This is a genomic window from Mesorhizobium sp. CA4 (assembly GCF_020165075.1).
Lineage (GTDB): Bacteria > Pseudomonadota > Alphaproteobacteria > Rhizobiales > Rhizobiaceae > Mesorhizobium.
Window position 1 is genome coordinate 17671 of the sequence record NZ_JAIUHK010000025.1, and the last position, 12600, is coordinate 30270.

11 protein-coding genes are annotated in these 12600 nt (G+C 63.8%); 2 read left to right on the plus strand and 9 right to left on the minus strand.

The features are described 5' to 3' along the window. From hflX to dusB, 8 genes are all read right to left on the minus strand, one after another. Nucleotides 1–1389 carry a GTPase HflX gene (hflX, locus tag LB528_RS20040; protein WP_224509955.1) on the minus strand — a complete coding sequence of 463 codons (1389 nt, stop codon included), beginning with the start codon at nucleotides 1387–1389 and terminating at the stop codon, nucleotides 1–3. Next, nucleotides 1390–1635 carry an RNA chaperone Hfq gene (gene hfq, locus LB528_RS20045; protein ID WP_006202172.1) on the minus strand — a complete coding sequence of 82 codons (246 nt, stop codon included), beginning with the start codon at nucleotides 1633–1635 and terminating at the stop codon, nucleotides 1390–1392. Between the two features lie 142 nt (nucleotides 1636–1777). Further along, entirely contained in the window at nucleotides 1778–2641 is an 864-nt protein-coding gene (locus tag LB528_RS20050) for a D-amino-acid transaminase (protein WP_224509951.1), read from the minus strand. Nucleotides 2642–2794: 153 nt separating this feature from the next. After that, complete coding sequence (locus tag LB528_RS20055; RefSeq protein ID WP_224582496.1) at nucleotides 2795–4156, minus strand: sigma-54-dependent transcriptional regulator; 1362 nt, start codon at nucleotides 4154–4156, stop codon at nucleotides 2795–2797. Further along, complete coding sequence (locus tag LB528_RS20060) at nucleotides 4146–6437, minus strand: sensor histidine kinase NtrY-like (protein WP_224716044.1); 2292 nt, start codon at nucleotides 6435–6437, stop codon at nucleotides 4146–4148. The genes LB528_RS20055 and LB528_RS20060 overlap by 11 nt, the downstream gene beginning before the upstream one ends. 118 nt (nucleotides 6438–6555) lie before the next feature. Further along, complete coding sequence (gene ntrC, locus LB528_RS20065; protein ID WP_224509941.1) at nucleotides 6556–8016, minus strand: nitrogen regulation protein NR(I); 1461 nt, start codon at nucleotides 8014–8016, stop codon at nucleotides 6556–6558. Next, nucleotides 8013–9155 (minus strand): two-component system sensor histidine kinase NtrB, encoded by a 1143-nt coding sequence (locus LB528_RS20070; protein ID WP_224716045.1) that lies wholly within the window; start codon nucleotides 9153–9155, stop codon nucleotides 8013–8015. Before LB528_RS20070 ends, ntrC begins: the two co-directional genes overlap by 4 nt. Further along, the gene (gene dusB / locus LB528_RS20075) at nucleotides 9152–10180 is read right to left on the minus strand and encodes a tRNA dihydrouridine synthase DusB (RefSeq protein WP_224716046.1); all 1029 of its coding nucleotides are present in this window, start codon (nucleotides 10178–10180) and stop codon (nucleotides 9152–9154) included. The genes LB528_RS20070 and dusB overlap by 4 nt, the downstream gene beginning before the upstream one ends. Before the next feature lie 253 nt (nucleotides 10181–10433). Here dusB and LB528_RS20080 point away from each other — a divergent pair, with 253 nt between their 5' ends. Both LB528_RS20080 and LB528_RS20085 read left to right on the plus strand, forming a co-directional pair. Next, the gene (locus LB528_RS20080; protein WP_224716047.1) at nucleotides 10434–11663 is read left to right on the plus strand and encodes a bifunctional 2-C-methyl-D-erythritol 4-phosphate cytidylyltransferase/2-C-methyl-D-erythritol 2,4-cyclodiphosphate synthase; all 1230 of its coding nucleotides are present in this window, start codon (nucleotides 10434–10436) and stop codon (nucleotides 11661–11663) included. Beyond that, nucleotides 11660–12148 (plus strand): CinA family protein, encoded by a 489-nt coding sequence (locus LB528_RS20085; RefSeq protein WP_224716048.1) that lies wholly within the window; start codon nucleotides 11660–11662, stop codon nucleotides 12146–12148. Before LB528_RS20080 ends, LB528_RS20085 begins: the two co-directional genes overlap by 4 nt. Here LB528_RS20085 and LB528_RS20090 read toward each other — a convergent pair. Further along, nucleotides 12145–12600 carry a type II toxin-antitoxin system RatA family toxin gene (locus tag LB528_RS20090; protein ID WP_224509926.1) on the minus strand — a complete coding sequence of 152 codons (456 nt, stop codon included), beginning with the start codon at nucleotides 12598–12600 and terminating at the stop codon, nucleotides 12145–12147. The two genes, LB528_RS20085 and LB528_RS20090, sit on opposite strands and share 4 nt — an antisense overlap.

Below are 12600 nucleotides of genomic sequence, written 5' to 3' on the forward strand. Positions count from 1 at the left end.
TTAGCTACGGCTCCTGCGTTGCAGGCGGTTCTCTATCTCCTGCCGGGCGCTGTGCGTGGCCGTCAGCGAAAGGGTGACGCTGCCGTCTTCATTGTCGGTGCGCGAAACGACATCGCCATTGCGGTAGAGCCAGTCGACCTGGCCGAGCTGGGCCGGGCTCAATGTCACCGTCATCGTTTCCAGCTCGCCCGACACGCGCGCCTCAATGAGCGCTTTCAGCGTGTCTATGCCCTCGCCGGTCACCGCCGATATGGCGATCGGTGGAGACTTGCCGCTTGCTCCTTCGGCAAGCAGCCGCTCGCGATTGCCTTCGTCGAGCAGGTCGATCTTGTTCCAGACCTCGATCACTCGGTTCGCGTCGGCGGCATCGACGCCGAGATCGCCAAGGATGCGCTCGACATCCTCAGCTTGGGCCGCGGTGTCCGGGTCGGAGATGTCGCGCAGATGCAGCACCAGATCGGCTTCGACGACCTCTTCCAGCGTCGCCCGGAAGGCGGCCACAAGATGCGTCGGCAGGTCGGAAATGAAGCCAACCGTATCCGACAGGATCACCGGCGTGCCGTGCGGCAACCGCACGCGCCGCAACGTCGGATCGAGCGTTGCAAACAACATGTCCTCGGCCAGCACCCCTGCCCCGGTCAGCCGGTTGAACAGCGTCGACTTGCCGGCGTTGGTGTAGCCGACGATCGCCACCACCGGAAAAGGCACCTTCTTGCGCTTGGCACGGTGCAGGTCCCGCGTGCGCCGCACCGTTTCCAGCTCGTGCTTCAGCTTGGTGATCTTGTCCTGCAGGATGCGCCTGTCGGATTCGATCTGGGTTTCGCCGGGGCCGCCGAGGAAACCGGCGCCGCCGCGTTGCCGCTCGAGGTGGGTCCAGCTTCGCACCAGCCGGCCCTTCTGGTAGTTGAGATGCGCAAGCTCGACCTGCAGCGTGCCTTCCTTGGTGCGCGCCCGCTCGCCGAAGATCTCGAGGATGAGCCCGGTGCGATCGAGCACCTTGGCGTTCAGTTCCTTTTCGAGATTGCGCTGCTGCACCGGCGTCAGCGGATGATCGACGATGACCAGCTCCGCCTTGCGTTCCTTCACGATATCCGCGAACTCGGCCACCTTGCCGCTGCCGAGCAGCGTGGCCGGCCGCGGATCGGCAACCGTCACCACCGCGGTGTGAACCGGGTTGAGATCGATGGCGCTGGCAAGCCCGACCGCTTCGTCGTGGCGTGCATCCGCCGAACGGCTCAGGCGCGGACGGCTCGATTCATCGTCGCCGCGCGGTTGGCGGGTAAGCACCGGCACAATAACGACGGCCCGGGTCGGATCCTTGGCTTCCGGCCCGAGTTGATGTCCTTGTTTTCCGCGAACGCTGCGGTCCGCGTCTTTTTCACGTGCCAATCAGGCGCCCTGGCTTTCCTCGCCATCGAACATCTGAACCGGCTGGCTCGGCATGATCGTGGAAATAGCGTGCTTGTAGACGAGCTGGGAGTGCCCGTCACGCCGCAACAACACACAAAAATTGTCGAACGAAGTGACGACGCCGGTCAGCTTCACGCCGTTGATGAGGAAGATGGTAAGTGGATTTTTGCTCTTGCGAACTGAATTCAGGAACAGGTCCTGAAGGTTTTGCGATCGTTCCGCCATTTTTCTTGTCTTTCGCCGATCCCCTTCGGTTTGCTGCCAATGCGCCAAATTACGCGGCACCTGTCAAGCGCGCAAACCCCCTCTTGCCGATACAAAGGCAAGCAGAACGAGATAGTTGAGGTTCATTCCAGTTGTGCGGTTATCAGGCTGGACTTTTTTCCGCAATGTCAAAAAAGGCCTGCCGCAACGAAAGTGTCATAGAACCGGGATGGCCATTTGCGATCGGCGTGCCGTCGATTTCGACCACCGGCATGGCAATTGTCGTCGCCGAACTGATGAACGCCTCTCTGGCTGCCTGGGCTTCGGCGACCGAAAAACCCCGCTCCTCGATCTTGAGGCCGAGCTTGGCGGCGACATCGAAAAGCGTCGTGCGGGTGATGCCGCGCAGAATGCCGTGCTCGGCCGGCCGTGTCACCAGGACGCCGTCGCGGGTGACGATCCAGGCGTTTGACGAGCCGCCTTCCTTGACGTTGCCGTCGGTGTCGACGAACCAGGCTTCCTGGGCACCCGCTTCCTTGGCCTTCTGCTTGGCGAGCACATTGGGCAAGAGGCCCGTGCTCTTGATGTCGACCCGGTCCCAGCGGTTCTCCGGAACGGTGATGACCTTGATGCCGCTCTCCACCCGCTTTGCACTCGCGGCCGGATCGGCTTTCCTGGCGGTTATGACCAGGGAAGGCTTCGTGCCTGCCGGCGGAAAGACGAATTCGCGGCTGGCGACGCCGCGCGTCACTTGCACATAGACAAGGCCGTTGACCACGCCGTTGCGATTGACCACCTCGCGCAGCAGCATCGGCAGGACGCCTTCCGAGACCGGCCAGGCGATCGACAGTTCCTTCAGGGAGCGCTTGAGCCGAGCAAGATGGCGCGGCACGTCGACGATGTGGCCGTGCGCCACTTCGCAGACCTCATAGACGCCGTCTGCGAACTGATAGCCGCGGTCCTCGATATGGACGCTGGCTTGGCTATGGACGACATAGCGCCCGTTGACATAGGCAATGCGCGGCATGGGCATCCTCAGGGAAATATCCGGCTTTCTTAGGTGATTCCGCCCCTGGCCGTAATGAACAATCGCGTGGGCCAAGCCGGTTCTATGCAATCGGGGCGGAAGGCTACGGCGGAGCCGCCGAGCCTAACCGCGGCACACTTTTCGCGGAATTGCTTAGACTCCCAGCGACTTCAGCTTGCGGTGGAGTGCCGAGCGCTCCATGCCGATAAACTCGGCCGTCTTCGAGATGTTGCCGCCGAAGCGGTTGATCTGGGCGATCAGATAGTCCTTCTCGAACTGCTCGCGTGCCTCACGCAGCGGCAGCGCCATGATGTGCTGGTCCGACTGGTTGGGCGTGCGTGGCATGACGTCGCCGATCTCTGAGGGCAGAAGGTCGGCGGTGATCGGGGCATCGGGATTGTCCCCTCGCGCCAGGATCATCAGTCGTTCGACATTATTGCGCAGCTGGCGAACATTGCCCGGCCAGTTGTGCGCCTGCAGCACGGCCAGCGCATCATCGCCAATGCGGCGCGGCTTGATGCCGGCCTGACGCGCGATCTGCTTCATGAAATTGTCGACGAGGTAAGGGATGTCCTCGCGCCGCTCGGCTAGCCCCGGCACCATGACCGGAACCACCGCCAGGCGATGGTAAAGGTCCTCCCGGAAGCGGCCGTCGGCGATCATCGCCTCGAGGTTCTGCGAGGTCGAGGAGATGATGCGGACATCGACCTTGACGCGCTTCGTGCCGCCTACCCGCTCGAACTGCTGCTCGACCAGCACGCGCAGGATCTTGTTTTGCGTCTCGCGCGGCATATCGGCGACCTCGTCGATGTAGAGGATGCCGCGATGCGCCTCTTCCAGCGCGCCGACCTTGCGCTCGGTGCCGTTCGATTCGGTGCCGAACAGCTCGATCTCCATGCGTTCGGGCGTGATGGTGGCCGCGCTCAGCGTGACGAACGGACCGGTCTTGCGCGACGACAGCGCGTGGATGGCGCGCGCCGTCAGTTCCTTGCCGGAGCCGGAAGGGCCGACGATCATGACGCGGCTGTTGGTGGGCGCGACACGCTCGATGGTCTGCCGCAGCTGGCTCATGGCCGACGACATGCCGATTAGGTCGAAGGTCTCGCCGCTGCGCTGTTTGAGGTCGGAAACCTCACGCCGCAGCTTGGATGTCTCCAGGGCGCGCTCGGCGATCAGGATGAGGCGATCGGCCTTGAACGGTTTCTCGATGAAGTCGTAGGCGCCGCGCCGGATGGCCGACACCGCCGTTTCGATGTTGCCGTGGCCGGAGATCATCACCACCGGCATGCTCGGATGCATGGTCTTGATCTCGTCGAGCAGCGCCAGGCCGTCGAGGCGGGAGCCCTGCAGCCAGATGTCGAGGAAAATGAGCCGCGGCGCGCGGTCCGCGATCGCCGCAAGGGCGCTGTCGGCATCGTGCGCCGTGCGGGTTTCATGACCCTCGTCGCTCAGTATACCGGCGACAAGTTCGCGGATGTCTTCCTCGTCATCGACGATGAGAATGTCAGACGCCATTATCGACCTTTTCAGTTTCTCGTTCGTGTTCGTTTCGGCCTTCACCGCGTGGCGGCGCGGCTACGACCGTTGCCGGCGGCAGGATGATCGAGATCATCGCACCCCGGCCACCATGGAAATCCGGCGGCGCGTCGTGCAATTCGAGACGGCCGCCATGGTCTTCCACGATCTTCTTGACGATAGCGAGGCCAAGCCCGGTGCCCTTTTCGCGCGTCGTCATGTAGGGCTCGAGAAGCCTTTGGCGATTCTCGCGCGGCAGCCCCTTGCCGTTGTCGATAACATCGATTCGTATGGCGCCATCTTGGCGTCCGGCCTGAATCCGGATTGTGCCGTCCGAACGGCCTTTCGCATCAAGTCCGTCGATCGCCTCGGCGGCGTTCTTGATGACGTTGCCGAAGGCCTGAGCCATCAGGCGGCTGTCGAAAGTGCCTTTCAACGGCTCGCTGCCGAAATCGCGTTCGAAAACGATGTCGGAGCGGCTGACCTCGACCAGGAAGGACGCTTCGCGCAACGACTCGCGAAGGTCTATTGCTTTCATCTCCGGCTTCGGCATGCGGGCGAAGGCCGAGAATTCGTCGACCATACGGCCGATGTCCTCGACCTGGCGGATGATGGTATCGGTGCACTGGTCGAAAACCTCGCGGTCCTCGGTGATGACCTTGCCGTAGCGGCGCCTGATGCGCTCGGCCGAAAGCTGGATCGGCGTCAGCGGGTTCTTGATCTCATGCGCGATGCGCCGCGCCACATCCGCCCAGGCCGACGAACGCTGCGCCTGGACAAGATCTGTGATGTCGTCGACGGTGACCACGTAGGATTTCTCCTCCTCGCCGTCGTCGCCGGACTCGACCGTGACCTGGACATTGAAGGTGCGCTCCAGGCCGGTGCGAAAGAAGGTCACCTGCTCGCGATAGACCGGCTTGCCGGACTGCCGCCCGATCTCGAAGACGCGGCCGACCAGCGGCAGGACCGCCGAAAGATTCTGGCCGAGCGTCGCATTTGCCGAAATGGTCAGCATGGTCTCGGCCGAGCGATTGACGATGGTGATGGTGCCGTAGGGGTCGACGCCGATGACGCCGGCCGTGACGCCGGCGAGCACCGCCTCGGAGAAACGCCGGCGCTCGTCGATCAGGTCCTTGGCCGAGAGCAGCTCGTTGCGTTGCGATTTGAGCTCCAGGATCATGTTGTTGAAGGTCTCGCCGAGCGAAGCGACGTCGCCATCGGACTGGCGCACGGGAACGGCAACATCGAGATTGCCGGTCGCCACCTCGTCGGCCGCGCCGATCAGCTGGCGGATCGGCCGCACGATCCGGTCGGCGACCGCAATGCCTGTCCAGATCGCCGAAAGCGTGATGATCAGCGTGAGCGACAGATAAGGCAATGCGAAGGCGACCTGCGAGGTCCGGCGATTGTCTTCCAGGTTGCGGTATTCGTCGGTGTTGCCCCTGACGATCTGGCGCGCCTTGATCACGTCGGGATCGACCAGCCGGATTGTATAGAGGTAAAGCCCTTCGATCTCGCGCAGTTTGATGATGGCACCCATGATGTTGCGGGTGCGCGGCTCGATCAGCACCGGCTTGCCGTCGGCCGCGGTGTCGACGGCACCCGCGGGCGGCTCCGGCATCGGAAAATCGGCATCGGTCTTGGCGTTCATGACGAACGAGCCGTCAGGCTTGATCAGGGCCGCATGCGCCAGTCCGCGGCCTACGGCTTCCTTGTTCAACAGATCGAGGAAACCGCCCTTGTCGAGACCATAGAGCGTGCGCGAGGCATCGAGATCGTATGCCATGGACAGTGTCGTGCCCTGGAGGTTGCGCGCGTTCTCTTGCACATAAGCGTCGGCAATCGAGAGCGACGAGTTGACGATAGTCTTGGTGCGGATTTCGAACCAGCGGTCCAGGCCGATGTCGAGCGTGATCGAGGCGACGATCGCCACCATGATGGCCGGGATGGCGGCAACCAGCGCGAACATGGCGACGATGCGCACATGCAGCCGCGAGGCAGCCCTGCCGTGGCGCCGTGCCAAGACGATGCGACGTACCTCGCGGGCGATCAAGGCGATCAGGAACAGGACGAACACGGCATTGGCCGCGATCAAGGCCCAGGTCGCACCGGCGTTCGGTGCGATCGGCGTCGCGCCGACCAGGATGGCAAACGAGATGGCTGCCGTGATCATCGCGCCGGCAATGGCGACCACGCCGGGCAACGCCAGCAACCGTCGCCCGTCACGCGTGCCGGTTTGGTTGAAAAGCGGTTGGTTCAGGGTCGGAGCCTCAGCTGCCATGTCGCGGTACAGAGTCGGTCATCGCGTCGGATGTATGCAACGCATTGTGGCGATTATGCAACAAGTGTGGCCGGGAAGATAATCTTTCCCGGGCAATTCACCGAAATAAGGAGCGACGCTACGGCTGCCTAGCCGACTTGTAGACGTTGACGCCAAGCTCGCGGATCTTCTTGCGCAGCGTGTTGCGGTTGAGCCCCAGAAGCTCCGCCGCCTTGATCTGGTTGCCGCGCGTCGCCGTCATCGAAGCCAGCACCAGCGGATACTCGACCTCGGCGAGAATGCGCTGATAGAGCCCGGCTGGCGGCAATTCGCCGGCGAAGGAGGCGAAATAACGCTGCAGGAAATGCTCGACCGCCTGGCCGATCGACAGATCGTCAGGGATGAGCGCGCCGCCGTCCGGCACGACCGGCCTTTCGCCGGTCTTGAGCTCGGACTCGATGATCTCCGACGAAATTTCGTCCTGCGAATAGAGGGCGGCCAGCCGGCGCACCAGGTTTTCCAGCTCGCGCACGTTGCCCGGCCAGGGATAGCGCTTCATAAGCTCGATGCCGCCGGACGAAATGCGCTTGGTTTGCAGGCCCTCGCTGGCGCCCTGCTTGAAGAAATGCCGCACCAGGTCGGGAATGTCCTCGGAACGCTCGCGCAGCGCCGGCAGCCTGAGCGGCACGACGTTGAGACGATAGAACAGGTCCTCGCGGAACAGGCCCTGGTTGATCAGCGTGCGCAGGTCCTTGTTGGTGGCCGCGACGATGCGCACATCGGTCTTGATCGGCGTGCGGCCGCCGACGGTGGTGTATTCGCCCTGCTGCAGCACGCGCAGCAGCCGCGTCTGCGCTTCCATCGGCATATCGCCGATCTCATCGAGGAACAGCGTGCCGCCCTCGGCCTGCTCGAAACGGCCGCTGGAGCGGTTCTGGGCGCCGGTGAAGGCGCCCTTCTCATGGCCGAACAGTTCCGATTCGATGAGGTCGCGCGGGATCGCCGCCATGTTGATGGCCACGAACGGGCCGCCGCGGCGACGGCCATATTCATGCAGCGCGCGCGCTACCAGCTCCTTGCCGGTACCGGATTCGCCGCTGATCATGACCGTGAGGTCGGTCTGCATCATGCGCGCCAGCATGCGGTAGATATCCTGCATGGCAGCGGAGCGGCCGACCAGCGGCATCGTCTCCGGCTGGTCTTCCGCGCGGGCATCGAGCTTCGGCCGCTTCGGCTCGGCCAGCGCCCGGTTGACGATGTTGAGCAGTTCGGTCAGGTCGAACGGTTTCGGCAGATATTCGTAGGCGCCGGTCTCGGAGGCGCGGATGGCGGTCATGAAGGTGTTCTGGGCGCTCATGACGATGACCGGCAGCTCGGGCCGCGCCTTCTTGATGCGCGGCAGCATGTCGAAGGCGTTTTCGTCGGGCATCACCACATCGGTGATGACGAGATCGCCCTCACCCGCCGCCACCCAGCGCCACAGCGTCGAGGCATTCGAGGTTACGCGCACCTCATGGCCGACGCGTGACAGCGCCTGATTGAGCACGGTGCGGATCGCCGCATCGTCGTCAGCGACCAGAATATTGCCGCGAGCGCTCATGTGCGGTCTCCTTCAGCTTCGTCGCTCGAGCCTTGCGAAATCTCTTTCCAGGCCGGCAGCAGAATGCGGAACGTGGTGCCGCGCGGCGTCGAATCGCATTCGATGATGCCGCCATGCTCGCCGACGATCTTGGCGACCAGGGCCAGCCCGAGGCCGGAGCCGTTCGGCTTTGTGGTGATGAACGGATCGAACAGGATCGGCAGGATGTCTTCGGAAACGCCGGGGCCATTGTCACGCACGCAGAATTCCAGCGGCAGCGAGACTCGGTCCTGCGTGCCGGGCACGGAGACGCGGATGCCTGGGCGGAAGGCCGTCGACAGCACGATCTCGCCCTGCGGGTCGGCGCCGATCGCCTCGGCGGCGTTCTTGACCAGATTGAGGAAGACCTGGATCAGCTGGTCGCGGTTGGCGAAGACCGGAGGCAATGATGGATCATATTCCTCCAAAATCTTGATCCGCCTTGCAAAACCGTTCTTCGCAATCGCCTTCACATGATCGAGCACGACGTGGATGTTGACCGGATAGCGCTCGATCGGCCGCTCGTCGGAAAACACCTCCATGCGGTCGACCAGCGAGACGATGCGGTCGGTCTCGTCGGTGATCAGGCGGGTCAGCGCGCGGTCCTCGTCGGAAGCGGAAAGCTCGAGCAACTGGGCGGCGCCGCGGATGCCGGAGAGCGGGTTCTTGATCTCATGCGCGAGCATCGCGGCAAGGCCGGTGACGGAGCGCGCGGCACCGCGATGCGTCATCTGGCGGTCGATCTTGTCGGCCATCGACCGTTCCTGGAACATGACGACGACCGAGCCCGGAAACTCCGGCACCGGCGCGACATAGAGATCGACCATCTTCTCTATCCCGAGGCGCGGCGACGACACGTCAACGCGGTATTCATTGACCGGCGCGCGGCGCTCGCGTACCTGGTCGACCAGCGTCAGCAATGGGCTGCCGAAGGGCACCAGCTTGGCGAGCGTGTTGCGGGCAAGCATATTCGCGCTGGAGCGGAAGAAGTCCTCGGCATCGGCGTTGGCGAAAGTGATAAAGCCGTCGGGATCGACCATGATCACCGGGCGGCGGATGGTGTTGAGCACGATATTGGCGGCATCCGCCGTATCGGCCTGCCGGGGAACATCGGCCTTCATGCTGCGCTCCGCAAGCTGATCGATGGCAGGCTGTCGGCAAACACGCTGCGCAAGCCTGCAATGACCTCCCTCGGTTCGAAGGACGTGAGAATGGCTTTGCGCTGCTCGGCTGAAACATCGGGAGCATGGCGGTCGAGATACCAGCCGAGATGCTTGCGCGCCTGGCGCAGCCCGCTTTCTATGCCGTAGAGCGAGAGCATATCCTCGTAATGCGAGACGACGTAGTCGGCGAGCGCCTGCGGGGTTTGCGGAATGCCTTGAGCGGATGCACCAGTTGCGGCGGCCGCAATGTTGCCCGCGACCCAGGGGGCACCATAATGCGCGCGGCCGATCATCACCGCGTCGGCGCCGGATTGTTCGAGGATGGTCGCCGCCTCTTCCGGCGAGCCGACATCGCCATTGGCCACCACCGGGATCGAGACGGCTTGCTTGACGCGCGCGATGGCACGCCAGTCGGCCTTGCCCTGATAGAACTGGCAGCGCGTGCGGCCATGCACGGTCACCATCCTGACGCCGGCCTGTTCGGCGCGGCGCGCCAGCATCGGCGCGTTAAGCGCGCTTTCGTCCCAGCCGAGCCGCATCTTGACCGTCACCGGCACCGACACGGCGCCGACCACCGCCTCGATCAGCGACAAGGCATGGTCGAGGTCGCGCATCAGCGCCGAGCCGGCATAGCCGCCGGTCACCTTCTTCGCCGGGCAGCCCATGTTGATGTCGATGATATCGGCGCCCTCGCCAGCCGCGATTCGCGCGCCCTCGCCCATATGGATCGCCTCGCGGCCGGCGAGCTGCACCATATGCACCGGCAGGCCGGAATGGCGGATGCGCAGGTCGCAGCCGGCCCTGCCCTTGGCCAACTCGCCGCTCGCCACCATTTCGGACACGACAAGGCCGGCACCATGCGCATGGGCACGCTGCCGGAACGGCTCGTCGGTGATGCCGGACATCGGCGCCAGGAAAACCCTACTGCGGATTTTTATCCCGCCGACATCGAGTGGCGATGCCAATGTGGTCAGTTCAGCCATGCACAAAAACCAAGCATGTTCCATCGTTGCACATTCTCTAGCCAGAAGTGTGGCATTGTGCAACGCGCAATGACGTCACATTAAGGCGCATTTTGGAAAATGCTGGCCTTCGGCCATCACCCCGACTAGAGCATGATGCCGAACAGTGTGAGCGGTTTTCGGCCGACATCATGCTCTACTTCTTTGATTTAGAGACGGATTCAGATTTCAGGTCGAATCCACCTGAAATCATCCGGCTCTAGGACCGATCGGAATGAGCGAGGCAAGCGAAAAGCAAGCGGCCGCCCCAAGCGGCGGGATCGGGGTGGTGATCGTTGCTGCCGGCCGCGGCGCGCGCGCCGGGCAGGCCGACGGTCCGAAGCAGTATCAGCGCATCGGCGGCCGCGCCGTCATCGCGCACACGCTGGATATCTTCCTCTCCCATCCGAGGATCGGTCCAGTGGTCGTGGCCATCCATGCCGACGACGCCGAACTCTTCCAACGCGCGGCCGAAGCGCATGGCGATCGTCTTGTCGCCGTCATCGGCGGCCCTTCGCGCCAGGCGTCCGTCCGGCTCGGCCTCCTGGCGTTGAGGGACCAGGCACCGGCAAAAGTGCTGGTGCACGATGCCGTGCGCCCCTTCGTCGATACCGGGCTGATCGACCGCACCATCGAGGCCATCGGCGAGCGCCAGGGCGCGCTGCCGGCACTGCCCGTCGCCGACACGCTGAAGCGGGAATCGGCGGCCGGCATGATCGATGAGACGGTGTCGAGGGACGGCCTTCATGCCGCGCAGACGCCGCAGGGTTTTCCGTTCTGGCCGCTGCTCGCCGCGCATGAGAAGGCGCATCACCTGGGCAAGACCGAGTTCACCGACGATGCGGCGATCGCCGAATGGGCACAGATACCGGTCAAGATCGTTCCCGGATCGCCGGACAACGTCAAACTCACCTGGGCAAGGGACATCGCATTGGCCGACCAGCGGCTTTCGAGCGCGCAGCAGCGCTTCCCGGATATTCGCACCGGCAATGGCTATGACGTGCACGCGTTCGAGCCCGGCGACCAGGTAACGCTCTGCGGCGTCGCCATTCCCTATGAGCGAAAACTCTCCGGCCATTCTGACGCCGATGTCGGACTTCACGCCCTGACGGACGCGCTGCTCGCCACCTGCGGCGCCGGCGATATCGGCACGCATTTCCCACCGTCCGATCCGCAATGGAAGGGTGCTGCCTCGAAGATATTCGTCGAGCACGCGGCGAAGCTGGTGCGCGAGCGCGGCGGCCGCATCGCCAATGCCGACATTACGCTGATCTGCGAGGCGCCGCGTGTCGGGCCGCATCGCGCGGCGATGACGGAGGCGCTTTCCGCCATGCTCGGCATTGCGCCCGAGCGCATTTCGATCAAGGCCACGACCAACGAGAAGCTCGGCTTTGTCGGGCGCGGCGAAGGTATCGCCGCGATCGCCACCGCCAGCGTCGTCTATCCGGGCGAGGTGCCGGGATGAGCAACGCCGAACGCGCCATCGCTTTGCTCCAGGCCTGCCAGCAGCGCGGCATCATGCTGGCGACGGCCGAAAGCTGCACCGGCGGTCTGATCATCGCCGCGCTGACCGACATTGCCGGATCCTCCGCCGTGGTCGATCGAGGCTTCATCACCTATTCCAACGAAGCCAAGATGGAGATGCTCGGCGTTTCCGCGGCCACGCTCGATGCGCATGGCGCGGTCTCGCGCGAGACGGTGCTGGAGATGGCCGCGGGCGCGCTGGCGCACTCGCAAGCGAGCCTGTCGCTCGCCGTCACCGGCATTGCCGGCCCCAGCGGCGGCTCGGCCGATAAGCCGGTCGGCCTGGTCTGGTTCGGGATAGCGCTTGCCGGACAGCAGATCGTCGCGGAGCGGCAATTGTTCGGCCACAAGGGCCGCGAATTCATCCGGCATGAGACGGTGCGGCACGCGCTGCAACTCGGGTTGCGGGCGCTGGGCGAACGTTAGGCGGGCTTTACACCGTAAATCACGTTTGCCCGTTTCTCGAAGGCTTCCGAGAACATGCGGAAGGCACGGTCGAACATCGTGCCCATCACGGCGCCGAGTATGCGGCTCTTGAATTCGTAGTCGATGAAGAAATGCACCTCGCAGCCGGCGCCGGCGGGGTCGAAGCGCCAGATATTGCTGAGATATTTGAACGGGCCATCTATGTATTTGACGTCGATCGCTTTCTCGTCGGGCTTCAGCAGCACCTGTGTCGTGAAGGTCTCGCGGATTGCCTTGTAGCCGATGCTCATGTCGGCAACCAAGATCGTGCGGCCGTCACGCTCCTTACGCGAGCGCACGGTGAGCGATTCACACAGCGGCAGGAATTGCGGGTAAGCCTCGATGTCCGCCACCAGCGCGAACATCTCGTCGGGCGTATGTGCGACGCGGCGTGTCGCCTCGAATTTCGGCAT

Bases quoted from the DNA above. Each gene is read 5' to 3' on its own strand.
- hfq (WP_006202172.1), bottom strand. From the start codon at position 1,635: ATGGCGGAACGATCGCAAAACCTTCAGGACCTGTTCCTGAATTCAGTT.
- LB528_RS20050 (WP_224509951.1), bottom strand. From the start codon at position 2,641: ATGCCGCGCATTGCCTATGTCAACGGGCGCTATGTCGTCCATAGCCAA.
- LB528_RS20055 (WP_224582496.1), bottom strand. From the start codon at position 4,156: ATGGCGTCTGACATTCTCATCGTCGATGACGAGGAAGACATCCGCGAA.
- LB528_RS20060 (WP_224716044.1), bottom strand. From the start codon at position 6,437: ATGGCAGCTGAGGCTCCGACCCTGAACCAACCGCTTTTCAACCAAACC.
- ntrC (WP_224509941.1), bottom strand. From the start codon at position 8,016: ATGAGCGCTCGCGGCAATATTCTGGTCGCTGACGACGATGCGGCGATC.
- LB528_RS20070 (WP_224716045.1), bottom strand. From the start codon at position 9,155: ATGAAGGCCGATGTTCCCCGGCAGGCCGATACGGCGGATGCCGCCAAT.
- dusB (WP_224716046.1), bottom strand. From the start codon at position 10,180: ATGGCTGAACTGACCACATTGGCATCGCCACTCGATGTCGGCGGGATA.
- LB528_RS20080 (WP_224716047.1), top strand. From the start codon at position 10,434: ATGAGCGAGGCAAGCGAAAAGCAAGCGGCCGCCCCAAGCGGCGGGATC.
- LB528_RS20085 (WP_224716048.1), top strand. From the start codon at position 11,660: ATGAGCAACGCCGAACGCGCCATCGCTTTGCTCCAGGCCTGCCAGCAG.
- LB528_RS20090 (WP_224509926.1), bottom strand. From the start codon at position 12,600: ATGCCGAAATTCGAGGCGACACGCCGCGTCGCACATACGCCCGACGAG.